The following is a 26,022-nucleotide window of genomic DNA, read 5'->3' on the forward strand; positions in this document are numbered from 1 at the left end:
CTCTGTTCTTTTTGAAAGACAACCGATGATGTTCAAAGTCGAGGGACACAAGCTTCGTTCCGGTCTGCTGGCCTTTGCGCTGGCGCTGACGGCCGGCGCCACTTTCCTGCCGGTCGAGTCGGTGCATGCACAGACGCGCACGCTGCCCGACTTCACCGACCTGGTCGACCAGGTCGGTCCGTCCGTGGTCAACATCCGCACCGTCGAGAAGGTCGCGCAGCGCGGCGGCGGCAACGGCGAGATGGACGAGGAGATGCAGGAGTTCTTCCGCCGATTCTTCGGCCAGCCGCTGCCGGGCACGCCGCGCCAGGGGCCGCGCCCGAACCGTCCGCAGCAGGAAGAAGAGCGTCCGCGCGGCGTGGGCTCGGGCTTCATCCTGACGGGCGACGGCTACGTCATGACCAACGCGCACGTGGTGGAAGACGCCTCCGAGGTGCTGGTCACGCTGCCCGACAAGCGCGAGTTCAAGGCCAAGATCATCGGCGCCGACAAGCGCACCGACGTGGCCGTGGTGAAGATCGAAGCCACGGGCCTGCCTGCGGTCAAGGTGGGCGACATCTCCAAGCTGCGCGTCGGCGAGTGGGTGATGGCGATCGGTTCGCCCTTCGGCCTGGAGAACACCGTCACCGCCGGCATCGTGAGCGCCAAGCAGCGCGACACGGGCGAGTACCTCCCGTTCATCCAGACCGACGTGGCCATCAACCCCGGCAACTCGGGCGGCCCGCTGATCAACATGCGCGGCGAAGTGGTGGGCATCAACAGCCAGATCTATTCGCGTTCGGGCGGCTTCATGGGCATCTCGTTCTCGATCCCGATCGACGAGGCGATCCGCGTCAGCGAGCAGCTGCGCACCTCGGGGCGCGTCTCGCGTGGGCGCATCGGCGTGCAGATCGATCAGGTCACCAAGGACGTGGCTGAAGCCATCGGCCTGGGCAAGGCGCAGGGCGCGCTGGTGCGCGGTGTCGAAGCCGGTTCGCCGGGCGAGAAGGCCGGCGTGGAGCCGGGCGACGTCATCACCAAGTTCGACGGCAAGGCGATCGAGAAGCCGAGCGACCTGCCGCGTCTCGTGGGCAACACCAAGCCGGGCACCAAGAGCACGCTGACCGTGTTCCGCCGCGGCAGCTCGCGCGACCTCAGCGTGACCATCGCCGAGATCGAGCCGGACAAGCCCGCCAAGCGCGCAACCGACCGCGACGAGCCGGCTGCGAAGCCGTCTGCCTCCGCGGCCCTCAAGTCGCTCGGCCTTGCGGTCAGCGACCTCAGCGATGCGCAGAAGAAAGAGCTCAAGCTGAAGGGTGGCGTGAAGGTCGATGCCGCCAACGACGCTGCGGCGCGGGCCGGCCTGCGCGAGGGTGACGTCATCCTGGCCGTGGGCAATCTCGAGGTGGCGAATGCCCGCGAATTCGAGGCGGCGGTCGCCAAGGCGGACAAGGCCAAGTCGCTCAGCGTGCTCTACCGCCGGGGCGACTGGGCGCAGTACGCCCTGATCCGACCCGCACGCTGATACGGCGGCGGCGTCAAGTGGCCCCACCCGGCAGTCGGGTTTGGGGCCATTTTTTCGAGGTGTTTACGACGCTTCGGCGCCGGCCTCTAAAAAAATCCGAGGCCTCGAAAACGTCAAGATTTGTTTGCGATCACTAACTTATAAAAGGGCTAAGGACGAATTTCGGTAGAATAGACAGCTCCTGGCGGCCAGTCAGCGCATAAAGAGGGCGATGGCCTTCACGATGCGAGATGTCACACAGCCGTCCACCGGTGCTCCACAGATCGCCCACAAGTTGTTCAGCTACTGCTCCACCGATCCTGTTGATAAGTTGTGAGTATCTTTGATGTTGTGGACCTGCAACGAGCCCTTTGGACCCTGTTCCCGGATGTACGTGCTTCCCTTTTTGCCTACAATGAAGTTCCAACTACTGCAGTTGCCATTGCTTGTTGGTTCAGGGCGCGTCTCCAGAAGACGCGCCCTTTTTTCTTGGCCCCGCCCCTCGGCGCCCGAGCCAATTCAAGTACTTAAGCGTTCCCGTTGATGAATCACATCAGAAATTTTTCGATCATTGCGCACATCGATCATGGCAAGTCGACGCTCGCAGACCGTTTGATCCAACGTTGCGGCGGCCTCGCGGAACGCGAGATGGAAGCGCAGGTGCTCGACTCGATGGACATCGAAAAAGAGCGTGGGATAACCATCAAGGCGCAGACCGCCGCGTTGCACTACAAGGCACGCGATGGACAGGTCTACAACCTCAATCTGATCGACACGCCGGGCCACGTCGACTTCTCGTACGAAGTGAGCCGCTCGCTGTCGGCATGCGAAGGCGCATTGCTCGTTGTCGACGCATCGCAAGGCGTCGAAGCGCAGACGGTGGCCAACTGCTACACCGCGCTCGACCTCGGCGTCGAAGTGATACCGGTGCTCAACAAGATCGATCTGCCGAACGCAGACCTCGACAACGCGCGCACCGAAATCGAAGACGTGATCGGCATCGACGCGACCGACGCGATTCCGTGCTCCGCAAAAACCGGCGTCGGCATCGACGACATCCTCGAGACCATCGTCGCGCGCATGCCCGCACCGCGCGGCAATCCCGACGGCCCGCTGCGCGCGATGATCATCGACAGCTGGTTCGACCCGTACGTCGGCGTCGTGATGCTGGTGCGCGTGGTCGACGGCCGCCTCGTGAAGGGCGAGCGCATCAAGATGATGGCGTCGGGTGCGATGTACAACGCCGACAGCATCGGCGTCTTCACGCCCGCCAACGAGGCGCGCGCGTCGCTCGAAGCCGGCGAGGTGGGCTACATCATCGCGGGCATCAAGGAACTGCAGGCGGCCAAGGTCGGCGACACGGTCACGCTGATCCGTCCCGGTACCGGCGGCGCCGCCGCCACGGCCACCGAGGCGCTGCCCGGCTTCAAGGAAATCCAGCCGCAGGTGTTCGCGGGCCTGTACCCGACCGAAGCCAGCGAGTACGACTCGCTGCGCGACGCGCTCGAGAAGCTCAAGCTCAACGATTCGTCGCTGCGCTACGAACCCGAAGTGAGCCAGGCGCTGGGCTTCGGCTTCCGCTGCGGCTTCCTGGGCCTGCTGCACATGGAGATCGTGCAGGAGCGCCTGGAGCGCGAGTTCGACCAGGACCTGATCACGACCGCGCCCAGCGTGGTCTACCAGGTGGTGCGCAACGACGGCGAAGTGATCATGGTCGAAAACCCGTCCAAGATGCCCGACGTCGGCAAGATGGCGGAAATCCGCGAGCCCATCGTCACCGTGCACCTGTACATGCCGCAGGAATACGTCGGCTCCGTCATGACGCTGGCCAACCAGAAGCGTGGCGTGCAGCTGAACATGGCCTACCACGGCCGCCAGGTCATGCTGACCTACGAGATGCCGCTGGGCGAGATCGTGCTCGACTTCTTCGACAAGCTGAAGTCGGTGAGCCGCGGCTACGCCTCCATGGACTACGAGTTCAAGGAGTACCGTGCGTCCGACGTGGTGAAGGTCGACATCCTGCTCAATGGCGACAAGGTCGATGCGCTGTCGATCATCGTGCACCGCAGCCAGTCGCAGTACCGCGGCCGGGCGGTGGTGTCGAAGATGCGCGAGATCATTTCGCGCCAGATGTACGACGTGGCGATCCAGGCGGCCATCGGGGTCACGATCATTGCGCGTGAGACAATCAAGGCACTTCGCAAGAACGTGCTCGCCAAGTGCTACGGCGGCGACATCTCCCGCAAGAAGAAGCTGCTCGAGAAGCAGAAAGCGGGCAAGAAAAGAATGAAGCAGATCGGCTCCGTCGAAGTCCCGCAAGAGGCCTTCCTCGCGATTCTGCAAGTCGAAGACTGATCACCACGAACATGGCATACCTCACCACCCTGGTTCTCGCGGCGTTCGCCAGCTACGTCGGCGCCTGGTATTTCGGCGCGCTCGAAGGCAACTTCGCGCTGCTGCTGTTCGTGGCCACGGTGGTCACCGGGGTCTACTGGCTGGCCGAGCGCTTCTACTTCCTGCCGCAGCGCGAACGCGCCGCCGCCACGCTCGAGAGCTCCATCGCCGAACGCAACACGCGGCTGGCGGGGCAGGGCATCACCCAGGTCGACACCACCGACGCCAAGGCCAGCGAACGCCTGCTGATGCAGCCCTGGTGGCTCGACTGGACCGCGGGCCTCTTCCCGGTGATCTTGGTCGTGTTCCTGCTGCGCTCGTTCCTGTACGAGCCCTTCAAGATTCCCTCGGGTTCGATGATGCCCACGCTGCTGACCGGCGACCTGATCCTGGTCAACAAGTTCACCTACGGCCTGCGCCTGCCGGTCATCAACACCAAGATCACCGACGGCACGCCGCTGGCGCGTGGCGACGTGGTGGTGTTCCGCTACCCGCCCAAGCCCAGCATGGACTACATCAAGCGCGTGGTCGGCATTCCGGGCGACGAGGTGGCCTACCTGAACAAGAAGCTCACGATCAACGGCCAGCCGGTGGGCAAGGCCCCGATCGCCGACTACCTCGATGGCGAGTCGATGCGCATCCTGAAGCAGTTCGACGAAGACCTCGGCGGCAAGCAGCACAAGATCCTCAACGACGAGAACGCCCCCGCCTTCGTGCCGGGTGCCAGCGACTTCCCGTTCCGCGAGAACTGCCGCTACTCGGTCGAGGGCGTGGTGTGCAAGGTGCCCGAAGGCAACTACTTCATGATGGGCGACAACCGCGATAATTCGGCCGATTCCCGTTTCTGGGGATTCGTACCGGACAAGAACATCGTGGGCAGGGCCTTCTTCGTCTGGATGAACTTCGGCGATCTCGGTCGCATCGGTCCGTTTCAATAATTAATCAACAGTCAACGTTACTGTTCGAGGGGTAAGAGGGCATGAGAACCAACAGTCGGTCCGTCCGTGGCAGTGCCGCGCACCAGCGCGGCATCTCGTTCATCGGCCTGGTGTTCGTCGCGGCGGTGCTGGGCTGCGCGGGCGTCGTCGTCGCGCAGGTCATTCCGACGCTGATCGAATGGCAGGCCATCGACAAGGCCGCCAACAAGGCCAAGGAAGGCGCCACGGTGCCCGAGATCCGCGCGATCTTCGACCGCGCCCAGGCCATCGACGACTTCAAGTCGGTCAGCGGCCGGGACCTCGAGATCAAGAAGGTGGGCGACAAGGTCGTCGTGTCGTATGCGTACGAGCGCGAGATCCCCCTGTTCGGGCCGGCCTACCTGACGCTCAAATACAAGGGCGCGTCCCGCTGACCGCGGTGTCGAACAAGAAGGTGGACGGCAGCCTCGTCGCGCTGCAGGCGCGCCTTCAGTACACGTTCTCGGACCCGCGCCTGCTCCAGCTCGCGCTCACGCACCGCAGTTTCTCGGCCGACCACAACGAGCGCCTCGAGTTTCTCGGCGACTCGGTGCTGAACCTGGCCGTCTCACACCTGCTGTACATCCGCCTCTCGGAACTGCCCGAGGGCGACCTGTCGCGCGTGCGGGCCAACCTGGTCAAGCAGGACACGCTGCACCGGCTCGCGCTGGGACTGGCGCTGTCGCCGCTGTTGCGCCTGGGCGAAGGCGAAGCCCGCTCGGGCGGCCCGAACCGGCCCTCCATCCTGGCCGACGCGCTCGAAGCGCTGATCGGCGCGGTCTACCTGGACGCCGGCTTTGCCGCCGCGCAGGCGCTGGTGCACCGGCTCTACGAGGCGGTCGAGATCAATCCGCGCATGGAAGCCGCCGCGAAAGACCCGAAGACCGAATTGCAGGAATGGCTGCAGGGCCACAAAATGAAGCTGCCGGTGTACCGCGTGGCAGCGACGCTGGGTGCAGCGCACAAGCAGACCTTCGATGTCGAGTGCGAGGTGCCCGAGCTGGGCCTTCGCGAGCGCGGCATCGGCGGCTCGCGCCGCGCCGGCGAGCAAGCTGCCGCGGCCGCCATGTTGATCCGGCTCAAGGCACGCGGCGCCGCGTGAAATCAGAATGAACGATGTAACCAATCCCGCAGCGGGACCCGAAGACACCGCAGGCGACACGCCTGCCACCGGGCCGCAGCACTGCGGCCTGATCGCCATCGTCGGCAAGCCCAATGTGGGCAAGTCGACGCTGCTCAATGCGCTGGTCGGCCAGAAGATCAGCATCACCTCGCGCAAGGCGCAGACCACGCGCCACCGCATCACCGGCATGCGCACGCTGGGCGCCACGCAGTTCGTGTTCGTCGACACGCCGGGTTTCCAGACCCTGCATGCCAACGCGCTGAACAAGTCGCTCAACAAGACCGTGCAGGGCGCGGTGGGCGATGTCGACCTGATCCTGTTCGTGGTCGAGGCCGGCAGCTTCACGCCGGCCGACGAGCGCGTGCTCAAGCTGCTCGGCAAGGGCATCCCCACGGCGCTGCTGGCCAACAAGCTGGACAACGTGCACCGCCGCGGCGACATCGCGCCCTGGCTGCAGACGATGCAGGCCAAGCACAGCTTCGCGGAGTTCGTGCCGATGTCGGCCAAGAACTCGAAGGACGTCGAGCGCCTGTTCGGCATCTGCGAGAAATACCTGCCCGAGCAGCCCTGGTTCTACGACGAAGACGAGCTCACCGACCGCAGCGAGAAATTCCTCGCCGGCGAGCTGGTGCGCGAAAAGCTCTTCCGCCTCACGGGCGACGAGCTGCCCTACACCTCGACCGTCATCATCGACAAGTTCGAGGAAGAGCCGCCCCAGAAGAAGGGCCAGAAGCGCCTGCTGCGCATCGCCGCCACCATCGTGGTCGAGCGCGACGGCCACAAGGCCATGGTGATCGGCGACAAGGGCGAGCGCATCAAGCGCATCGGCATGGAAACCCGCGTCGAGCTCGAGAAGCTGGCCGACGCCAAGGTGTTCCTCGAGCTGTGGGTGAAGGTGCGCTCCGGCTGGGCCGACGACGAGGCGCGCGTCCGCTCCTTCGGCTACGAATGAAGTGGCTGCCGCTCATCGCGTTTCGCATGAACCGGCTTACGTGCTCCATCGCTACGACTGGAGCGAGTCGAGCCTGATCCTCGAGGTCTTCACCCGCCACCACGGGCGCATCGCGCTCGTGGCCAAGGGGGCGAAGCGGCCGAGTTCCAATTTCCGTCCCGTGCTGCTGCCGCTGCAGCCGCTGCAGCTCAACTACGGCGGCGACGCCGAGATCCGCACGCTGAAAGGCGCTGAATGGATGGGCGGCCACGTCATGCCGACCGGCGAGGCGCTGCTCTCGGGCTACTACGTCAACGAGCTGCTGCTGCGCCTGCTGGCGCGCGACGACGCGCACGAGGCGCTGTTCGACGCCTACGCCGGCGTGGTGCAGGTGCTGGCCGGCGACCACGCGGGCGCCCAGGCCGCGACGCAGGCCGCCGCGCTGCGCGCCTTCGAGCTGCTGCTGCTGCGTTCGGTCGGCCTGCTGCCCTCGCTCGACGTGCAGACGCTCACCCTGGAGCCGCTGGCGGCCCGCACGCGCTACACCCTCGTGCCCGAAGCCGGCCTGCGCCAGGCGGCCAAGGACGAGGCCGCGCTGGCCGGCGCCGACTGGCAGGTGCTGCAGAGCGTGCTCGACGACCGCACCCCGTTCACCGCCACCCTGCGCGAGGTCGCGACGATGAACGTCGGCAGCAACAGTGCCCTGCGCAACCAGCTGCGGGCCTTGCTCAACTACCATTGCGGCGTGACCACGCTGCGCACGCGGCAAATGATGAGAGATCTGCAAGCACTATGAGCACTTCTTCGGGCGATGCCGGTACCACGGCCCTGTCAGTCAATCTCAACAAGGTCGCCCTGGTGCGCAACACGCGCCACCTGGGCATCCCGAGCGTGGTGGGCGCGGCCCAGGCCTGCCTGGCCGCGGGCGCGCAGGGCATCACCGTGCACCCGCGCCCCGACGCGCGCCACATCCGCGCGCACGACGTGAGCGACCTGTCGGAACTGCTCGCCAAGGACTGGCCGGGCATCGAGTTCAACATCGAAGGCAACCCCTTCCACAACCTGATGGACTTCGTGCGCGAACTCAAGCCGCACCAGGCCACCTTCGTGCCCGACAGCGAAACGCAGTCGACCAGCGACCACGGCTGGAGCTTCCCCGAGGACGCCGAGCGCCTGCGCCCGCTGATCGCCGAAGCCAAGGCGCTGGGCGTGCGCGTGAGCCTGTTCATGGACCCGATCCCCGAGATGATGGCCGCCGTCAAGGCCGTGGGCGCCGACCGCGTCGAGCTCTACACCGAAGGCTATGCCGCCTCGCGCGGCACGCCGCAGGAAGCCGCCGTGCTCGCGCGCTACGTGGCCGCAGCGCAGGCCGCGCACGCGGCGGGCCTGGGTGTCAACGCTGGCCACGACCTGAGCCGCGACAACCTCACGCCGTTCCTGCGCGCCGTGCGCGGTGTGCACGAGGTGTCGATCGGCCATGCCTTCGTCGCCGATGCGCTCGAACTCGGGTACGCCGCGACCACCCGCGACTACCTGCGCTGCATCGCCGACGCCGCATGATCTACGGCATCGGGACCGACATCTGCGATGTGCGCCGCATCGCGGCGACCTTCGAGCGCCAGGGCGAACGCTTCGCCCGCCGGGTGCTGAGCGATGCCGAGTTCGCCATCTGGCAGGCCCGCGCCGCGCGCTGGCCCAAGCGCGGCCTGAGCTACCTCGCCACGCGTTTTTCCGCCAAGGAAGCCTTCAGCAAGGCCATCGGCCTGGGCATGCGCATGCCGATGAGCTGGCGCCTGTGCGAGATCGCCAACCTGCGCAGCGGCAAGCCGGTGATCGTGTTGCACGGCGAGCTGAAAGACTGGTTCGAGGCGCAGGGCCTGACGGCGCACGTGACCGTCACCGACGAAACCGAGTACGCCGCCAGCTTCGTGGTGGTGGAAAAGGCCTGACCAAATCTCCGGCGCCGTTGCGCCTTGCCGACCGATCGACCGACATGACCGACCTGAACCACGCGCCGCTCCTCATCGATGTGGCCGGCACCGAACTCACTTCCGCCGACCGCCGGCGCCTTGCCAACCCGCATGTGGGCGGCGTGATCCACTTCACCCGCAACTGGCAGGACCGCGCGCAGATGACCGCGCTCAACGCCGAGATCAAGGCGATCCGGCCCGACCTGCTGATCTGCGTCGACCACGAAGGCGGCCGTGTGCAGCGCTTTCGCACCGACGGCTTCACACGACTGCCCTCGATGCGCAGCCTGGGCGAGCTGTGGATGCACGATGCCCTGCGCGCTACGCAGGTCGCCACTGCGGCCGGGCAGGTGCTGGCCGGCGAGTTGCGCGCCTGCGGCGTCGACTTCAGCTTCGCGCCGGTGCTCGATCTGGACTACGGCGGCAGCAGTGTGATCGGTGACCGCAGCTTCCACCGCGACCCGCGCGTGGTCGCGCTGCTCGCCAAGAGCGTGATGCACGGCATGCTGCAGATGGGCATGCGCAACTGCGGCAAGCACTTTCCGGGGCATGGCTTCGTGCAGGCCGATTCGCACGTCGAAATTCCGGTCGACCGGCGCAGCCTGAAGGCCATCCTGGCCGACGACGCGCGGCCCTACGACTGGCTGGGCGGCACGCTCGCGGCCGTGATGCCGGCCCACGTGATCTACCCGAAGGTCGACAAGCGGCCGGCCGGTTTCTCCGAGAAATGGCTGAAGGACATCCTGCGCCAGCGCTTTGCGTTCGACGGCGTGGTGTTCAGCGACGACCTGAGCATGGAGGCCGGGCGCTACATCGACGGCCAATTGCTGAGCTACACCGACGCCGTGCTGGCGGCACTCGCGGCGGGTTGCGACCTCGCGCTGCTGTGCAACCAGAGCATCGGCGAAGGCCGGCCGCTGGACGAGATGCTCGACGGCTTCACGGCTGCGGCGCCCGACGGGCGCTGGCAGGGCGATGCGGCCAGCGAGGCGCGGCGCCGGTCACTGCTGCCGGGCGACGACGCGCTCGGCTGGCAGGCGCTCACGGCCTCGGCGCGCTACGTGCAGGCGCAACGCCTGCTGGCCGGCGCTCAGTCGCGGAAGGGCCGCACCGGCAGCTGATTCGCCGCGGGGCCGAGCAAGGCGGCCACCTCGGGCGTCTCGAACAGCGACTCCAGCCAGGGCTTGTCGGCCAAGGCGGCTTGGAAGAACACCTGCAGCAGCCGCAGGGTTTCGGTGCGCAGCGCGCGCGTCAGCATTTCAGCGTCGATCCGCGGCGTGCCGACGGGCGCAAGCGCCGCGCAGGCCTGCGCCACGGTGCGCAGCAACTGTTCGGCAAAGTCGCGCTGCGGCGGCCACAGGTGCGCGTAGAGCTGGGCGATGAGGTCGATGTCTTCCACACGGCTGCGCGGCAACAAGTGACGCAGCACCGCGCGCCGCGCCCGCATGGCGAGCGAAGCGGCGTGCGCCAGGTCAGTCGGCGGCGCGACCGGTGCCGCGCGGTGCAGCAGCTCGGGAATGACCGCGAAGCGCGCACCGGCCACGATGCAGCGGCACAGCATCTGCAGCGCATCATGGACAGCGAACTCGGGGTCGTGGCGCACGCCGGTGCGTTCCAGGAAGCGGCGGCGCACCAGGCAGGCCGACAGCCGCAGCGGCTCGGGGCCCAGCGCTTCGGCCACGATCTCGTCGTGCCGCTGGGCGTACTTCAGCGGCCCGGCCGCCGTTTCGCTCCAGCAGCCGACGATGTCCAGGTCCGGGCAGGCGGCGAGCAGCGCGGCCTGCCGCTGCAGGCGGCCGGGCAAGGCGCGGTCGCCCGCATCGGCGAAGACGACGTGCTCGCCAGTGGCTTGTGTGAGCGCGAGGTTGCGCAAGGTGGCGCGGTCGCAGGGCACGGGGAGCGCGATCCAGCGCAGGTCGGGGGCGATGGCGCGCGCCTCGCTTTCAGCTGACGCAGGCAGACCCGCCGCCACCACGACCAGCTCCAGCGCCACATCGGCCTGTGCGGCCCAGTCGCGCAGGTCCTGCAGCCAGTCGTCGCGGGTGCCGTCGGGTGTCAGGCAGACCGACACGCGCGGCATTGCCACGGGCGGCACGCGGTCGGGCTGCTGGGCGCGCCAGGCGAAGTAGCGTTCGAGTGCAGGGCCGATGTCCGGCGGCGCGAAGGCCCGCTCGAGCGTGTCGAGCCCGTCGCGTTCGAGCTGCGCGCGGCGCGGCGCATCGGCGACCAGCGCGACCACGGTGTCGACCAGCTGGTCGTAGGGCACGCCCACCACCGCATCGCGGAAGGCGGGGTCGATCTCGCTGTCGGGGTAGAGCTCGCAGACCACGGCCTTGCGATGGCGCAGCAGGATCGACAGCCGGGGCGTCTCGACCACGCGGGACGCTTCCCAGTTGTGCAGGTTCAGCATGACCTTGGCGCGGCGCATGCGGTCTTCGCGCTCGGCCTGGGTCCAGAACCCGCCGCGCGTCATCTCGAGGCGCAGGCCGCGCGCCATCAGCGCTTCAAGTACGTCGATCCGGCGCTGCGTGAACGAGCCGAAGAAGCAGACGTCGATGTCGCGCTCCTCCTCGGGCAGGACTTCCGACAACGGCAGGATGCGGGCCGCGTCGGGCTCCCAGCCCAGCGGCACGTAGTCGGCGTTCTGGTAGCCGAGCTCGCGGTGGCGATGGAAGTTGGTCTTGCTGTACTCCCACAGGTAGCAGCGCGGGAGCAGGTCGAGGTAACGGTCGTTCCAGGCATGCGAGCCTTTGACCATCGGCTCGAAGTTGACGACGATGCAGTTCGGGTGAAGCGGCGCGATGCCCTCCCAGGGGGTGTCCCAGAAGAAGAACAGGATGTTGATCGCGCTGGGATCGACGTTCGCCGGCGTGTAGCTCGTCGGGTAGCCCAGCCGCTCGGCCGCCAGGCGATAGGTCCGCACGATGTCGCCGCAGACCGCGTCTTCGGACAGGGACGTGAAGTGCAGCCGTGGCAGGGTCATGGGCGACGACTGTACCGGGTCAGCCCGCAGCCGGCGCGCCTGGCACGCCCACGGCCGCGGGCCACAGCGGCGCGCCGCCCGCTTCCAGGTGCGTCAGGTACAGGCGCAGCTCGAACTCGAAGCGGTGGTACTCGGGCTCCATGTGCGTGCACAGCGCGTAGAAGGGCTTGTCGTGGTTCTTCTCGCGCGTGTGGGCCAGTTCGTGCACGACGATCATGCGCAGCCATTCGAGCGGCACGGTCTTGAACAGGCTGGCCACGCGGATCTCGCGCTTGGTCTTGAGCTTGCTGCCCTGCACGCGCGCGATGGTGGTGTGGGTGCCCAGCGCGTGGCGCACCACATGCAGCTTGTTGTCGAACACCGCCTTGGCCAGCGGCTCGGCCTTGCGCATGTACTCGCCCTTGAGCTCGCAGGCGTAGTCGTACAGCGCGCGGTCGGTGCGGATGTCGTGCAGGCCGGCGTAACGTCCGCGCAGCAGGGCGCCGAGCTTGTCGGCCGCCATCAGCTCTCTCACCTGCGCCAGCAGCGCGGGCGGGTACGCGGACAGGTACTTCATCGGTGGCTCACCCCGCCGTGCGTGCCGAATAGGCGAGCCCGGCCGCCACGCCGCCGAGCAGGTCGCCCTCGATCAGCGGCACGCCGGCGAAGCTCGCGCGCAGCGCCCGCTGGAACGGGCGCAGGGCCGACGAGCCGCCGGTGAGGTAGATGGCGTCGAGGTCGCCGCTGCGCAGGCCGGCGCGCTTCACGCAGGCGTGGGCGCAGGCCACCACGTTCTCCAGCGGCGCCGCGAGCTGCTGCGCCATGTCGGTCGGCGTCAGCGCGGAAGCCAGCCCCGCCTCGATGCACGACAGGTCGATCTGCACTTCGGCGTCGCTGACCGAGCCGTTGATCTTGGCCTGCTCGACCTCGCTGGCGATGCGGTGGCCGTGGCGCTCCTCGAGCACCGTCATCAGGCGGTCGTGCAGCTGGCGGTCGCTGTAGCTGGTGCGCAGCTCGCGCGCCTGGCGCACGGCCTTCGGGGCGTAGAGCCAGTTGATCAGGTGCCAGGACGACAACTCGAAGAACACCTTGCTGGGCACCTCGCGCCCGCTCGGGCCGAGGTGGCGCAGCCCGAGCAGCGGCATCACGCGCTCCAGGTTCAGGCGCTGGTCGAAGTCGGTGCCGCCGATGTGCACGCCGCTGGTGGCCAGCACGTCGTCGGCGCGGTCGGCGCGCGCCATGCGCTCGGGGCCCAGGCGCACCACGGTGAAGTCGGAGGTGCCGCCGCCGATGTCGACGATCAGGATCAGCGACTCGCGCGTGACGCGTTGCTCGTAGTCGAAGGCTGCGGCAATGGGCTCGTACTGGAAGGACACGTCGCGCAGGCCGGCGGCGCGCGCGGCGTGGCGCATGCTTTCCTCGGCGCGCTGGTCGCGCTTGGCGTCGTCGTCGACGAAATGCACCGGGCGGCCGATGACCACGCGCTCGGGGCGCTGGCCCAGCTCGCGTTCGGCGCGCGTCACCAGCTCGTGCAGGAAGCGCGCGATGATGTCCTCGAAGCTGACCAGCCCGTCGTAGACGGCGGTCTTCTCCTGCATCAGCGGGCTGCCGAGCAGGCTCTTGAGCGAGCGCATGAGCCGGCCTTCGACGCCGGACAGGTACAGCGCGATGGCGTCGCGGCCGAAGTGCGTGCTGCGGTCCTCGGCGTTGAAGAAGAGGGCGGTCGGCAGGGTGGTGGCGCTGCCTTCGATGGGCAGCAGGCGCGCGGCCTCGCCGGGGGAGGCAAAGGAAACCGCGGAATTCGAAGTGCCGAAATCGATGCCGATGGCCGGGGTGCGTAGGGGATTCATTCAAGCAGGAAATCGGAGGGCCCAAGAGTGTAGAGGGTCGGCCGGAGCGCGAGATAGACTGCGCCCCAATGACCACCCCACCCGGACGCCGTCGATGCCGCTGTGCCTGACCTTCTTCGACCGGCTCGACGAGCCGGTGCTGCGCAACCACAGCCACTACTGCCGCCGTTTCGGCTACCCCCATGCCTGGGTGGAGAGCGAGGGCGCCGGGCATCCCGCGCTGCGCGACTGCGCGAAGTACGCCGAGATGCTGCGCCGCCTGCGCGGCCTCGACGAAGGCGACTGGCTGCTCTTTCTCGACGGCGATTCGGTGCTGTTCCATCCGGTGGCTGTCGAAACGCTGCTGGAAGGCCGCGACCTGCTCGTGGTGGACGGGCCCAAGGGCCTGCCGCTCGTCAACCTGATGATCCTGCGCAACACGGCGGCCAACCGTGCGCTGCTGCATGCGCTCATCCGGGCGGCGAGCCAGGTGGTGGCGCGCGTCACGCCCCGCCTCGACGCCGCGGCGCTGCTGCGTCCGGCTGGCATGCTGTCGTGCAACGGGCTCATCGGCGACTGCTACGTGAACGTCTCGTGGCGCATCGCGAACTGGTTCACCGCCCGCATCTTCGTGGTGCACCTGGCGCCCCTGGTGGAGCTGGATGCCGAGGGCCGCGTGGTGGAAGAGCTGCTGCACGACGCGAACCTGCAGCGCCTGCTGGTGCGCCGGGTGAACGCGGCGCTGACCGACGGCGAGCCCGTGCTGCCGCCGCCGGCCTATCCGGCGATCTCGGAAGACGTGTATTCATGCGTCAACCCGCAGGCGCCCATTGCCTTCGTCACGCTCTACACGCACCACATCAACGACTACGCGCGCGTGTCGGAGCACAACGTGCGGCGCTACTGCGAGCGGCACGGGTACGGCTACCACGTCTACCGCGCCATCCCGGACGAGCTCGATCCGTCGATCAGCGGCGCCTGGGTGAAGAGCTGGCTCGTGAAGCGGCATCTCGCGCAGCACCAGTGGGTGGTCTGGATCGACGCCGACACGCTGTTCGTCAACCAGACCCAACGCATCGAGCCGCTGCTCGAAGGCCGCGACCTGCTGTTCGCCAAGGACATCGGCGCGTGGGACGTCAACTCGGGCGTGATGGGGTTCCGCCACACCGAGCGCAACCTCGAACTGCTCACGCAATTGTGGGAGCGCATCACCGGCGTCGACGACAAGTCGACCGTGTACGCCAGCCAGGGCGACCAGTACTACACGAACGTGGTGCTGGGCGAACACGGCCTGATCGGCGACGCGGTCGTGACCGACCTGCTGAGCATCAACACGCCGCCGCACCTGGCAGGCGACGACAGCCTGCTGGTGCACTTCGTGGGGCTCGGGGAGCCCTACCGGTCGGTGTACATGGCGGACGTCGACGCGCGCTCCAAGCGCCTGGGCTGAGCGGGCGGCGCGCGCCGCGCTTCAGCCGCCGAAGGTATAGGTCGTGGGGTAGCTGCTCGACGCCATCTCGCGCTCGCTGTCGTCGCGGAAGTCGCCGTGGTGCGGGCTGAGCAGATAAAGGTTGCGGTCGGCGCACAGCCGGGCCAGGTCGTCGGCCGATGCGACCTGCAGCGAGAGCCCGCCCAGCGTCAGCACCAGGGGGAAGGGCTCGGCCTGGTGGCGCTCGTAGATGCCGCGGCCTTCGCCGAGGTAGTCGAGCCGGTGGTCGATCACGCGAAAGCCCGTCTGGTAGAACATCTTGCGGGCATCGAAGTCCGTGAAGAAGCGCAGGTGCGTGAAGTCGAGCAGGCCCCAGTGGGTGTAGCGCCAATGCCCGCGCATGGCGTCGTACAGCATCGGCAGGTTGGACGCGTTCGGCAGGCTGACCAATATCTGCGCATCCGGCGCGACGATGCGCTTCAGGCCGCTGAGCAGCTGCCACGGATTGACGAGGTGCTCGAGCACGTCGAACAGGCACACGAGGTCGAAGGGGCGCGTGAGGCCCATCGCGGCGAAGTCGACGGTTTCCACGTCCTGCTCGACGACCTTGTCGAAATGTTCGCGCGCCACCTGCGCCGCCGAGGCGTTGAACTCGCAGCCCCAGAGTTCGCAGCCGGGGTGGCGCCGGCGCAGTTCGTGGCCCACGCCACCGGAGCCGCAACCGATGTCGAGGGCGACCGTGGGAGGACGCTGGATCATGTCCAGGCACTCGGGCCTGGGGTTGAACGGGTAGACGTATTCCTTCTTGTCGCGGTCTTGCCAGAGAAAGTCGGTCACGGACAGCGTCCCCGTCGGGTGGGTCAGCCTTCCCGGCGCAGCGCCGGGAACAGGATCACGTCGCGGATGCTCGGCGAATCGGTCAGCAGCATCATCAGGCGGTCGATGCCGATGCCGCAGCCGCCGGTGGGCGGCATGCCGTATTCGAGGGCGCGCACGAAGTCGTGGTCGTAGAACATGGCTTCGTCGTCGCCGCTGTCCTTGGCGGCCACCTGTGCGTTGAAGCGCGCGGCCTGGTCTTCGGCGTCGTTCAGCTCGCTGAAGCCGTTGCCGAATTCGCGGCCCGTGATGTACAGCTCGAAGCGCTCGGTGACCTCGGGGCGCTCGTCGTTGGCGCGCGCCAGTGGCGAGATCTCGGTCGGGTGCTCCATGATGAAGGTCGGCTGCCAGAGCTTCTCTTCCACGGTCTCCTCGAAGTACATGACCTGCAGGCTGGCGAGGCTGCGCTGCGAGAGCTTGTCCTTTTCTTCGCTCAGGCCGAGCTTGCGCAGGGCGTTGATGAGCCAGGCGGTGTCGTCCACGCCATCACCGGCATCGGTGTGCTTGAGGATCGCTTCGCGGATCGTCAGGCGCTCGAAGGGCTGCGTGAGGTCGACGGCCTTGCCGCCGTAGGTGAGCTGCTGCGTGCCCACGGCCTTGTCGGCGATGGTGCGGATCAGCGTCTCGGTGAAGTCCATCAGGTCGCGGTAGTTCCAGTAGGCCGCGTAGAACTCCATCATCGTGAACTCGGGGTTGTGCCGCACCGAGATGCCCTCGTTGCGGTAGCTCCGGTTGATCTCGAACACGCGCTCGAAGCCGCCGACGATCAGGCGCTTGAGGTACAGCTCGGGCGCGATGCGCAGGAACATCTCCTGGTCGAGCGCGTTGTGGTGCGTCTTGAACGGCTTGGCGTTCGCGCCGCCCGGAATGGGGTGCAGCATGGGCGTCTCGACCTCGAGGAAGTCGTTGGCCACCATGAACTCGCGCAGCGCGCTCACGGCCTTGCTGCGCGCGGTGAAGCGCACACGGGCCGATTCGTCGGTGATCAGGTCGACATAGCGCTGGCGGTACTTCTGCTCCTGGTCGGCCATGCCGTGGAACTTGTCGGGCAGCGGGCGCAGGCTCTTGGTGAGCAGGCGCAGGCGGCTGACCTTGATCGACAGCTCGCCGGTCTTGGTCTTCATGAGCGTGCCTTCGGCACCGAGGATGTCGCCGAGGTCCCAGCGCTTGAAGTCGGCGTACGCCTCTTCGCCGATGGCGTCGCGCGTCACGTACAGCTGGATGCGGCCGGTGGCATCCTGCACGGTCGCGAAGCTGGCCTTGCCCATCACGCGCTTGAGCATCATGCGGCCGGCCACGCTGACGGCGACGGCCTGTGCTTCCAGGGCTTCCGGCTCGGTGCCGCCGTGCTGCTCGACCAGCGCCGCGGCGCGGTGGCCGGGCTTGAAGTCGTTCGGGAACGCGACCCCCTTGCCTTCGGTCTGCGCCGTGCGCAGCAGCTTGAGCTTTTCGCGGCGTTCGACGATGAGCTGGTTGTCGTCGGCCGTGGACGTGGGAGAAGAGGAGGGCAGTTGTTCGTCGGACATGGGAGGCGTGTGGGGGCGCAGCAAGAAGAGGGAGGGTGTGCGCGGGCCGTGCATTTTAGCCCATCGGCCTTGAGCGGAATCGGCCTGAAGCGCCCGTCAGTTCTGTGAGGGTTGCTATCAAAAGTGGAGCTTAACCCTCAGCGTTTTCAGCCGTTCGGCGGTGTCGCGGCGTCTGGGGTGCCCGCGTGGCGGCGCGCGATCTGCTGGGCGTCGTGCTGCATCACCAGCGTGCGCAGGCGATCCGGGTAGCCCATGTAGTGCAGCATGAAGCTGTCGCCGTCGTACAGCGCGGGGTGCGAATTGAAGGACACGCCGTCGGAACGCGGCATGGCCGCGTCGCCGCCGGCCTCGGCCCAGGCGGCGACGAAGAAGGCCTGGTCGCCGCCCGAGGCGTAGACACCGCGCTTGTCCTGCACGGCGTCGATCAGCGCTTGCACGCGCTCCAGGTAGGCGATGCAGGCCGGCGTGTTCGAGAACACCATGAAGCCGCTGTTGAATTCGTAGCCCGACACGTCGCGCGCCAGCGCCACCGGCCGGCCACGCAGCAGGGACACGAGCGGCCGTGCGCGGTCGTGGATGAGGATGTCGGCATCGACCCACGCGACCTGTTCGTGCTCGGCCAGGTGCTTGAGCAGCAGCCGGGGCTTGATCCAGTTGCCGGCCACGCGGCCCCGCAGGTCGGCGGGCAGGTCGCGGTAGACGTGGTGGGTGTGGCCGTGGTGGTCGGCGTACGCGGCGATGTTGCGCTCCGACAGCGTGGCGTAGCCGGCGATGTTGGGCGTGTAGCTGGTCAGCAAGGCGACGGGGCGGCCGGGGTTGCGCACTTCGTAGTCCGGCTGGCCCGTGGGGGCTGGCGGCAGGTCGTCGTAGAGCTGGCCGTTGCGCGCGAGCACTGCGTTCAGGTGCGCGACGAAGAGGCCCCGCACCCGCATGTCCTGGACATCGATGTGGACCGCGGGATTGAACGAGAGCACGAAGGCCGAGACCTCCGGCAGGTAGTGGCCGAAGCGGGCGAACAGCAGGTTGGGGTAGTGCCGGCCGTCGATGAGCTGGTGGTGCGGATGGGCCGCCAAGCCTTCGAGCTCCCGGTGCGCCCAGCGGTCGGTGCCCGCGTCGGGCGCGGTGCGCAGGCGTTCGAGCACTTGGGCCACCAGGTCCGTCGCCTCGGGGCCCGCACGCAGCATGAAGCAGCTGCCTTCGGGGCGGTGGTGGTGCTCGTTCTCGGCGATCCAGTGCGCTGCGTCGCCGATCACGGCCGGTGCCGGCAGGGGCGCGAGAAAGGCCGCATCGTCGTCCGCGAAGACCAGCAGCGTGCCGTCGGGCGCATCGGCCAGCGCGGCGCTCACCACGCTGTACTTGTAGACCAGCAGCGTGCGCGCGCTGTTGTGCGGCGTGCCGATGGCGTGCAGGCGGTGCGCGTAGCCCCAGCGGGCGCAGTAGGCGCGGTGGTTGTCCGCGAGGGCCTCCGCGCCCGCGCGCAGCAGGATCGAGTGGAAGCGGACCGGCGCCGGGCTCATCTCGCGGCGGGCCGTGTCTAGTCGGTGATGCCGGTGCGTGCCAGCAGGTCGCTGACCAGCTCCAGGCGCATCAGCGGGCTGTCGAGTTCCATCAGGCGCTGCTTGAGTTCGAGCTGCATCGGCACCAGCTCGCACCAGCGGTTGGCCACCCAGCCGCAATCGTCGAGGCGGTGGGGCGCACCGATCGGCAGGCGTACCGTGTCGCCCTGCGCGTGGCGGCGCTCTTCGAGGGTGTCGATCAGGCGGCGCAGCGCGGTGGCGGTGTGGCGCAGGTCATCGGGGATCTCGAGGTCGACGTCGTCGGCGACGGCTTCGACCTCGGCGATCCACAGGCCGTGCTTCTGCAGCTCGCTGCTGCGCACGCGAAAGCGCTGCGTGCCGACGCATTCGATCTGCAGCAGGCCGCTTTGCGGCGCGTCGAACGTGCGGATGTCGGCGAGCGTGCCGACGGCGGCAAAGCTTTCGGCTTCGGCGCCGGCCTTGCGCACCTCGGCGCCGCTCGTCAGGCTGACGACGCCGAACGGGGTGCCGGCCTTGCGGCACTTGCCGACCATGTCGAGGTAGCGGACCTCGAAGACACGCAGCGGCAGCAGGCCGCCGGGAAACAGGACCGTACCGAGCGGAAAGAGAGGAATGCGCACGTTGAAAAGGCCGGGCCAGTCGCCGCGGTCAGCTGGGTTGAAGGATCAGGTTGAGGACGGTCGCGTGCTCGGGCCGCAGTATCCCCTGCATCTGGAACGCGTGGCGCGCGTGGTTGAGCAGGTTGAGGATCGACTGCTGGCACTCGCCGGCGCTCTGGCCCCAGCGCGTGTCGACCTCGGACAGGGCGCTGTGCGCCGCGCGATGCAGGTCGACCAGGTGGGCCAGCGTCTGGGGCATGTCGCCGGGGTTGCGGTACAGCGTGAGCAGCTGTTCGCACTCGCGGCCCCGCAGGCGCGGGAAGACCAGCGGCAGCAGGCGCCGGTAGATGCGGTCCTTCGAGGCGTAGAGCCGGTCGCGCGGCAAGGTGCGGGAGGTCATGCCCGGGTGGATGCGGTAGCGCGTCAGCGGCTCGGGCAGGTTCGCGAAGCGCGCGCCGTGCAGCATGCAGTCGACCCAGAACCCGAGGTCGTCGACGGCGTAGAGGTTGGGGTCGAACTGCAGCCCGTGGGTGCGGTAGAAGTCCAGCCGCCCGGTCGTGCTCTGGTTCGCGAGGTAGTCGTAGCCTTCGACCATGCGGGCCTTGATCGTCGCGTCGTCCAGCGGCAGGCCGGTGACGCCGGCCTGGTCCTGGAAGTGCTCGAGCTGGCTGCCGACGACGGTGACCGACGGGTTGCTTTCCAGGAACGCGACCTGCTTGGCGAAGCGGTCCGGCGTGGCGCAGTCGTCGTGGTCGACGCGCGCCAGGTAGGTGCCCCGGGCCATCGCCATCGCGAGGTTCATGTTGGCCGGCAGGCCGACGTTGCAGGCGTTGCGGTGCCGCCGGATGCGCGGGTCGTCGAAGGCCGCCAGGTGCTCCCAGGTACCGTCGGTGCTGGCGTCGTCCATGACCAGCAGCTCGAAGTCGGTGAAGGTCTGTGCCTGCAGCGACTGCAGCGTCTCGATGAGGAACTCGCCGCTGTTGAAGGTGGGGAGCACGACGCTGAGCAAAGGCATGGGGTTCCGTAGGGCGGTGTGGCCGGGGGCGAGGCTTGTGGTCCAGAATCGGAGCAGTCGCGCGCGTGCGCACCTCCCTGCCCATCCGACATGTTGTACCAGATACCCTCGTTTCTCCTCGACGTGATCGTCGGCCTGCTCGGTGGCGCCTGCCTGCTGCGCCTGTACATGCAGTACCACCGCGTGCCCTTCGGCAATCCGCTGGGGCGCTTCGTGTTCGCCATCACCGACTGGATCGTGCTGCCGCTGCGGCGCATCGTGCCCGCGGTGAAGCGCTGGGACCTCGCGAGCCTGATCGCGGCCTGGCTGCTGGTGATGCTCAAGTTCCTGGTGCTGTGGCTGCTGGCCGGCAGCTTGGCGCGGATCACGGCGCTGCCGCTGGTGTCGCTGGTCGGGCTGCTGCAGCTGGCGGTGTCGGGCCTGACGGCGCTGCTGGTGGTGTACGCGGTGCTGTCGTGGATTCCCGGCGCTTCGCCGATGCTGCTCGACCTGATCTCGCGCCTGGCCGAGCCGCTGGTGCGGCCGTTCCGCCGCTTCATTCCGCTGATCGGCGGTGTCGACCTGTCGCCGCTGGCCGCCATCGTGGTGCTGCAGGTGGTGGCGATCGTGCTGGGCAACCTGCTGGTCTTTGCGTTCCGGCTCGGCGCCTAACGCGTCGGGGTACCCCAGACAGCAAAACGCCCGCACCGCCTTTCGGCGTGCGGGCGTTCAGGCCGAAGCCTGAGCTACGGTGAAGGTCAGAGCACCGCGTCGGCCGGCTGGCGCAGCAGCATGGCCAGCGTGCTGGCGATGGTCTTGCGCAGTTCGCGGCGGTCGCTGATGAAGTCGATCGCACCCTTGGTCTGCAGGAACTCGGCGCGCTGGAAGCCTTCGGGCAGCGTCACGCGCACGGTCGATTCGATCACGCGCGGGCCGGCAAAGCCGATCAGCGCCTTGGGCTCGGCAATGACCACGTCGCCCACGAAGGCGAAGCCGGCGCTCACGCCGCCCATGGTCGGGTCGGTCAGCACGCTGATGTAGGGCAGGCCCTTCTTCGCCAGGCGCGTGAGCGCGGCGTTGGTCTTGGCCATCTGCATCAGCGAGAGCAGGCCTTCCTGCATGCGCGCGCCGCCGGTGGCGGTGAAGCACACGAAGGGCACCTTCTGCTCGATGGCGGTCTCGACGCCGCGCACGAAGCGCTCGCCGACCACGCTGCCCATGGAACCGCCCATGAACTCGAACTCGAAGCAGGCCACGACCACGCTGATGCTGTGGACGGAACCGCCCATGACGACCAGCGCGTCGGTCTCGCCGGTGTTCTCCAGCGCTTCTTTCAGGCGCTCGGGGTACTTGCGGCTGTCCTTGAACTTCAGGGCATCGACCGGCAGCACTTCCTGGCCGACTTCGTAGCGGCCTTCGGCGTCCAGGAAGGCGTCCAGGCGGGCGCGGGCGCCGATGCGGTGGTGGTGGCTGCAGCTCGGGCAGACGTTCTGGTTGTGCTCGAGGTCGGTCTTGTACAGAACGGTCTCGCAGGCCGGGCATTTGATCCACAGGCCCTCGGGTACCTGGCGGCGCTCGGACGGGTCGGTTTGTGCGATCTTGGCGGGTAGCAGTTTTTCAAGCCAGCTCATGGGGGCTCCTTGTGAGGGCAGTGATTATCGACCAGCCGCGTTCTTGGCCGTGGCGGCCGGCAGGGCGTCGAGCGCCTCGCGGATGCCGGCCAGGAATTCGCGCACCGTGGGCACCACGTTGTCGCGGGGCTGGTCTTCGATGAGTTGAATGATCTTGGTGCCGATGACCACCGCGTCCGCCGCCGAGCCGATGGCCTGCGCCGTGCGCGCGTCGCGGATGCCGAAGCCCACGCCGACGGGGATGCTCACGTGCTCGCGAATGCGCGGAATCATGCGACCGACCGCCTCGGTGTCGAGGTGGCCGGCACCGGTCACGCCCTTGAGCGACACGTAGTACACGTAGCCGCTCGCGATGCGCGCCACCTGCGCCATGCGCTCGGGGGTGCTGGTGGGGGCCAGCAGGAAGATCAGGTCGATGCCGGCGGCTTTCAGGTCGGCGGCGAAGTCCTCGCATTCCTCGGGCGGGTAGTCGACGACCAGCAGGCCATCGACGCCGGCCGCGGCCGCGTCGCGGATGAAGGCCTTCTTGCCGTGCACGAGGTCGTAGCGCTCGACCGGGTTGGCGTAGCCCATGAGCACGACCGGCGTGGTCGTGTCTTTGGCGCGAAAGGCGGCCACCATGGCGAGCACCTGCTTCATGCCGACGCCCAGCGCCAGCGCGGCCTCGCCGGCCTTCTGGATCACGGGGCCGTCGGCCATCGGGTCGGAGAAGGGCACGCCCAGCTCGATCACGTCGGCGCCGGCCTCGACCATGCCGTGCATGAGCTCGGGCGTGATGTCGGCGAAGGGGAAACCGGCGGTGACGTAAGGGATCAGCGCGCGACGGCCTTGCGTTTGCAGGGCCTGGAACTTGGCGGCAATGCGGCTCATCACTTGCCTCCCTTCACGCTTAGACCGCGCATCGAGGGGCGGTCGTAGAAATCGACGCCCGACAGGTCGGCGACGGTGCCGATGTCCTTGTCGCCGCGGCCCGAGAGGTTCACGAGGATCGACTGGTCGGGGCGCATGGTCTTGGCGAGCTTCAGGGCGTAGGCCAGGGCGTGGCTGGATTCGAGCGCGGGAATGATGCCCTCCGTGCGGCATAGGTAGTGGAAGGCTTCGAGCGCCTCGACGTCGGTGATGCCGACGTACTCGGCGCGGCCGATGTCGGCCAGGTAGGCGTGCTCGGGGCCCACGCCCGGGTAGTCGAGGCCGGCGCTGATACTGTGCGTCTCGGTGATCTGGCCGTCGTCGTTCTGCAGCAGGTAGGTGCGGTTGCCGTGCAGCACGCCGGGGCTGCCGCGCAGGATCGAGGCGGCGTGCTTGCCGCTGTCCAGGCCTTCACCGGCCGCTTCCACGCCGATGAGGCGCGTGCCCGCGAACGGAATGTAGGGGTGGAAGATGCCGATCGCATTGCTGCCGCCGCCCACGCAGGCGACCACCACGTCGGGCTGTTTGCCCTCGGCTTCTCCGGTGATGCCGTCGGCCGCGAGCATGGCGGGCATCTGCGCGATGCACTCGGTGCCGATCACGCTCTGGAAGTCGCGCACCATGGTCGGGTAGGGGTGCGGGCCCGCCACCGTGCCGATGATGTAGAAGGTGTTTTCGATGTTCGTGACCCAGTCGCGCATGGCCTCGTTGAGCGCGTCCTTCAGCGTCTTGCTGCCCGATTCGACGGGCACGACGGTCGCGCCCAGCAGGTTCATGCGGTAGACGTTGGGGCTCTGGCGCTTCACGTCCTGGCTGCCCATGTAGACCACGCACTCAAGGCCGTAGCGCGCGCAGATGGTGGCCGTGGCCACGCCGTGCTGGCCGGCGCCGGTCTCGGCGATCACGCGGGGCTTGCCCATGCGGCGCGCGAGCATCGCCTGGCCGATCACGTTGTTGATCTTGTGCGCGCCGGTGTGGTTCAGGTCCTCGCGCTTCAGGTAGATCTGCGCGCCGCCCATTTCGCGGCTGGTGCGCGCGGCGTGGTAGATCGGCGAGGGGCGGCCGACGAAGTGCTTCAGCTCGTAGTGGAACTCGGCCAGGAAGGCCGGGTCGTCCTTGAACTTGGCGTACGCGTCGCGCAGTTCGTTGATCGCGTGGGTGAGCGTTTCGCTCGCGAAGGTGCCGCCGTAGGGGCCGAAGTGGCCGCTGGCGTCGGGTTGCTGGTAGTCCTGGAATTGGCTTTGCATGGTTCTCGATCGATGGGCCGCAGCCCGAGTGCGATCGGGTGCGGCGGCTAACTGGAGAAGGACGAAGCGTCGGCTGCCGAGGCTTTGACAGTGTTCGCCGCATCTGCGGCTCTCACGGCGGCGACGAATGCCCGGATCTTTCCGGCGTCCTTGAGGCCCTTGTGCCCGGGACCGTCGATTTCGACGCCCGAGCTCACATCAACGGACAGCGTCTTGCAGCGCGTCCGCAGGCTGTGAATGCCATCGCTCACGTTTGCAGGTGTGAGCCCACCACTCAAGACGAGGTGAGCGTCGACGGCGGGTGGAAGAAGTGACCAATCGAAAGCCTTGCCGCCTCCGCCATAACCTTCGACATGGGCGTCGAGCAGGATGGCCTGGGCGCGGGAGTAATCGGACGCGTATTTTACGAGGTCGAAGCCGGCCCCGGCAGCCCCCAGCGGAATCCGGGCGGCGCGCATGTAACGAAAGCGTCCCGGGCCGGTGGCTTCCTCGCACTGTTCGGGCGTTTCTTCCCCGTGGAACTGCGCGATGGCGCCCTTCACGCGGGCCAGGGAAGCCATGACTTCGGGAGCGTCCGCGTTCACGAACAGCAGCACGGGCGTGATGAAGGGTGGCAGGCGCGAGGCCAGTTCGGCGGCGCGCTCGACGCTCACGGCGCGCGGGCTCTTCGGGTAGAGCACGAAGCCGATCGCGTCGGCGCCGGCCTCAACCGCCGCGTCCACGTCGGCCTCACGCGTGAGGCCACAGATCTTGATGCGGGTGCGCGGGGCGAGGGGGGCGGGAGATGTCATGGCGGGCCATCATACGAAGCCCGCTCGCCCTGGAACGTGGCCTCGGCCGGCAGACCCCACTTGGCGTCGTACAACGGGCCGAGAAAGTACAGGCCGTCGGCGGAGAAGGTGGGCGCGGCCACCTTGCGGCTGCGTGCCTCGAGCACCTCGGTGATCCATTCGGGCCGCTCGTCGCCGCGGCCGATGCGCACCAGGCTGCCCATCAGGTTGCGGATCATGTGGTGCAGGAAGGCGTCGGCCTCGAACTCGAAGTGCCAGCGGCAGCGCTCGCCGTCGCCCACGCGCGTGATCTCGAGGCGCCGCAGGTCCTTGACCGGCGAGAGGGCCTGGCAGGCGGAGGCGCGGAACGAGCTGAAGTCGTGCCGGCCCACCAGCAGCGCCGCAGCGGCGCGCATCGCATCGCCGTCGAGCGGGTACATCGACCAGCCGACCCGGCCCGCATCGAGGCTGGGCCGCACGGGCGACTGCGAGAGCACGTAGACGTAGCGACGCGCCAGGGCACTGGCGCGGCAATGGAATTCGGCGGGCACCGGATGCGCCCACTGCACCGCGATGTCGTCGGGCAGGTAGCGGTTGGTGCCGCGCATCCAGGAGAAAGGATCGCGTTCGATGTCGGTGTCGAAGTGCACCACCTGCATCAGCCCGTGCACGCCGGCGTCGGTACGGCCGGCGCACAGCGTGCTGACCCGGCTGCCGGCGGGCAGGCCGGCGAACTTCGCGAGGGCGGCTTCGAGCTTGTCCTGCACCGTGCGGCCCGAGCGCTGGCTCTGCCAGCCCTCGTATGCCTGGCCGTTGTAGCGGATGCCGAGTGCCAGCCTCACGAAGCGATCAGAA

At 67.9% G+C, this 26,022-nt stretch carries 25 protein-coding genes; 12 read left to right on the forward strand and 13 right to left on the reverse strand.

The features are described 5' to 3' along the window. Nucleotides 1–25: 25 nt before the first annotated feature. The 10 genes from VHAB30_RS01995 (at nt 26) to nagZ (ending at nt 9,978) form a co-directional block, all read left to right on the forward strand. Nucleotides 26–1,504: a DegQ family serine endoprotease gene (locus VHAB30_RS01995; RefSeq protein WP_062475536.1), complete on the forward strand. Its 1,479-nt coding sequence runs from the start codon at nt 26–28 to the stop codon at nt 1,502–1,504. A gap of 522 nt (nt 1,505–2,026) precedes the next feature. Continuing rightward, the gene (gene lepA / locus VHAB30_RS02000) at nt 2,027–3,838 is read left to right on the forward strand and encodes a translation elongation factor 4 (protein WP_070062248.1); all 1,812 of its coding nucleotides are present in this window, start codon (nt 2,027–2,029) and stop codon (nt 3,836–3,838) included. Between the two features lie 11 nt (nt 3,839–3,849). Further along, nucleotides 3,850–4,815, forward strand: coding sequence for a signal peptidase I (gene lepB / locus VHAB30_RS02005; protein WP_159275634.1), 966 nt, complete (start codon nt 3,850–3,852; stop codon nt 4,813–4,815). A gap of 41 nt (nt 4,816–4,856) precedes the next feature. Beyond that, a complete protein-coding gene (locus tag VHAB30_RS02010) occupies nt 4,857–5,228 on the forward strand; it encodes a DUF4845 domain-containing protein (protein ID WP_159275635.1) in 372 nt (123 codons plus the stop codon). Nucleotides 5,229–5,248: 20 nt separating this feature from the next. Further along, a complete protein-coding gene (gene rnc, locus VHAB30_RS02015; RefSeq protein WP_056572447.1) occupies nt 5,249–5,935 on the forward strand; it encodes a ribonuclease III in 687 nt (228 codons plus the stop codon). 7 nt (nt 5,936–5,942) lie between these two features. After that, on the forward strand, nt 5,943–6,908 hold the full coding sequence (era, locus tag VHAB30_RS02020; RefSeq protein WP_159275636.1) for a GTPase Era: 966 nt from the start codon (nt 5,943–5,945) through the stop codon (nt 6,906–6,908). 1 nt (nt 6,909) lies between these two features. Beyond that, nucleotides 6,910–7,683 (forward strand): DNA repair protein RecO, encoded by a 774-nt coding sequence (gene recO / locus VHAB30_RS02025; protein ID WP_159275637.1) that lies wholly within the window; start codon nt 6,910–6,912, stop codon nt 7,681–7,683. Then, nucleotides 7,680–8,447, forward strand: a complete 768-nt coding sequence (locus VHAB30_RS02030) for a pyridoxine 5'-phosphate synthase (protein ID WP_159275638.1) — start codon at nt 7,680–7,682, stop codon at nt 8,445–8,447. The genes recO and VHAB30_RS02030 overlap by 4 nt, the downstream gene beginning before the upstream one ends. After that, complete coding sequence (gene acpS, locus VHAB30_RS02035) at nt 8,444–8,836, forward strand: holo-ACP synthase (protein WP_056572075.1); 393 nt, start codon at nt 8,444–8,446, stop codon at nt 8,834–8,836. The genes VHAB30_RS02030 and acpS overlap by 4 nt, the downstream gene beginning before the upstream one ends. A 44-nt stretch (nt 8,837–8,880) precedes the next feature. Beyond that, nucleotides 8,881–9,978, forward strand: a complete 1,098-nt coding sequence (gene nagZ, locus VHAB30_RS02040) for a beta-N-acetylhexosaminidase (RefSeq protein WP_159275639.1) — start codon at nt 8,881–8,883, stop codon at nt 9,976–9,978. Here nagZ and VHAB30_RS02045 read toward each other — a convergent pair. The 3 genes from VHAB30_RS02045 to VHAB30_RS02055 are packed head-to-tail and all read right to left on the reverse strand — an operon-like array spanning nt 9,948 to nt 13,669. Further along, nucleotides 9,948–11,840, reverse strand: a complete 1,893-nt coding sequence (locus VHAB30_RS02045; protein ID WP_159275640.1) for a glycosyltransferase family 2 protein — start codon at nt 11,838–11,840, stop codon at nt 9,948–9,950. The genes nagZ and VHAB30_RS02045 overlap by 31 nt on opposite strands. Before the next feature lie 19 nt (nt 11,841–11,859). Continuing rightward, entirely contained in the window at nt 11,860–12,396 is a 537-nt protein-coding gene (locus VHAB30_RS02050) for a YgjP-like metallopeptidase domain-containing protein (RefSeq protein ID WP_159275641.1), read from the reverse strand. Nucleotides 12,397–12,403: 7 nt separating this feature from the next. Beyond that, nucleotides 12,404–13,669 (reverse strand): Hsp70 family protein, encoded by a 1,266-nt coding sequence (locus VHAB30_RS02055; RefSeq protein WP_095746459.1) that lies wholly within the window; start codon nt 13,667–13,669, stop codon nt 12,404–12,406. Nucleotides 13,670–13,763: 94 nt separating this feature from the next. On the opposite strand from VHAB30_RS02055, the gene VHAB30_RS02060 reads away from it, so the two are divergent. Then, nucleotides 13,764–15,098: a glycosyltransferase family protein gene (locus VHAB30_RS02060; protein WP_159275642.1), complete on the forward strand. Its 1,335-nt coding sequence runs from the start codon at nt 13,764–13,766 to the stop codon at nt 15,096–15,098. Between the two features lie 21 nt (nt 15,099–15,119). Here the strand turns inward: VHAB30_RS02060 and VHAB30_RS02065 are convergent, their stop codons facing one another. The 5 genes from VHAB30_RS02065 to VHAB30_RS02085 form a co-directional block, all read right to left on the reverse strand. Next, a complete protein-coding gene (locus tag VHAB30_RS02065; protein WP_159275643.1) occupies nt 15,120–15,914 on the reverse strand; it encodes a class I SAM-dependent methyltransferase in 795 nt (264 codons plus the stop codon). 23 nt (nt 15,915–15,937) lie between these two features. After that, on the reverse strand, nt 15,938–17,479 hold the full coding sequence (gene lysS / locus VHAB30_RS02070) for a lysine--tRNA ligase (protein ID WP_062475499.1): 1,542 nt from the start codon (nt 17,477–17,479) through the stop codon (nt 15,938–15,940). A gap of 146 nt (nt 17,480–17,625) precedes the next feature. Beyond that, the gene (locus VHAB30_RS02075) at nt 17,626–18,996 is read right to left on the reverse strand and encodes a hypothetical protein (protein WP_159275644.1); all 1,371 of its coding nucleotides are present in this window, start codon (nt 18,994–18,996) and stop codon (nt 17,626–17,628) included. A 17-nt stretch (nt 18,997–19,013) separates the two neighbouring features. Beyond that, nucleotides 19,014–19,637 (reverse strand): LON peptidase substrate-binding domain-containing protein, encoded by a 624-nt coding sequence (locus tag VHAB30_RS02080; RefSeq protein WP_159275645.1) that lies wholly within the window; start codon nt 19,635–19,637, stop codon nt 19,014–19,016. A gap of 28 nt (nt 19,638–19,665) precedes the next feature. Then, nucleotides 19,666–20,631, reverse strand: a complete 966-nt coding sequence (locus tag VHAB30_RS02085) for a glycosyltransferase family 2 protein (protein ID WP_159275646.1) — start codon at nt 20,629–20,631, stop codon at nt 19,666–19,668. Between the two features lie 90 nt (nt 20,632–20,721). On the opposite strand from VHAB30_RS02085, the gene VHAB30_RS02090 reads away from it, so the two are divergent. After that, entirely contained in the window at nt 20,722–21,282 is a 561-nt protein-coding gene (locus VHAB30_RS02090; RefSeq protein WP_056572059.1) for a YggT family protein, read from the forward strand. A gap of 86 nt (nt 21,283–21,368) precedes the next feature. Here the strand turns inward: VHAB30_RS02090 and accD are convergent, their stop codons facing one another. Genes accD through truA form a run of 5 tightly spaced genes read right to left on the reverse strand, consistent with a single transcriptional unit; the run spans nt 21,369 to nt 26,009 of the window. Further along, nucleotides 21,369–22,241, reverse strand: coding sequence for an acetyl-CoA carboxylase, carboxyltransferase subunit beta (gene accD / locus VHAB30_RS02095; RefSeq protein ID WP_062475492.1), 873 nt, complete (start codon nt 22,239–22,241; stop codon nt 21,369–21,371). A gap of 24 nt (nt 22,242–22,265) precedes the next feature. After that, nucleotides 22,266–23,111 (reverse strand): tryptophan synthase subunit alpha, encoded by an 846-nt coding sequence (gene trpA / locus VHAB30_RS02100; protein WP_159275647.1) that lies wholly within the window; start codon nt 23,109–23,111, stop codon nt 22,266–22,268. Beyond that, on the reverse strand, nt 23,111–24,397 hold the full coding sequence (gene trpB, locus VHAB30_RS02105; protein WP_159275648.1) for a tryptophan synthase subunit beta: 1,287 nt from the start codon (nt 24,395–24,397) through the stop codon (nt 23,111–23,113). Before trpB ends, trpA begins: the two co-directional genes overlap by 1 nt. Before the next feature lie 47 nt (nt 24,398–24,444). After that, the gene (locus tag VHAB30_RS02110) at nt 24,445–25,188 is read right to left on the reverse strand and encodes a phosphoribosylanthranilate isomerase (protein WP_159275649.1); all 744 of its coding nucleotides are present in this window, start codon (nt 25,186–25,188) and stop codon (nt 24,445–24,447) included. Then, the gene (gene truA / locus VHAB30_RS02115; protein WP_159275650.1) at nt 25,185–26,009 is read right to left on the reverse strand and encodes a tRNA pseudouridine(38-40) synthase TruA; all 825 of its coding nucleotides are present in this window, start codon (nt 26,007–26,009) and stop codon (nt 25,185–25,187) included. The genes VHAB30_RS02110 and truA overlap by 4 nt, the downstream gene beginning before the upstream one ends. Nucleotides 26,010–26,022: the final 13 nt, after the last annotated feature.

Origin of the sequence: Variovorax boronicumulans (assembly GCF_009811375.1) — a bacterium.
Lineage (GTDB): Bacteria > Pseudomonadota > Gammaproteobacteria > Burkholderiales > Burkholderiaceae_C > Variovorax > Variovorax boronicumulans.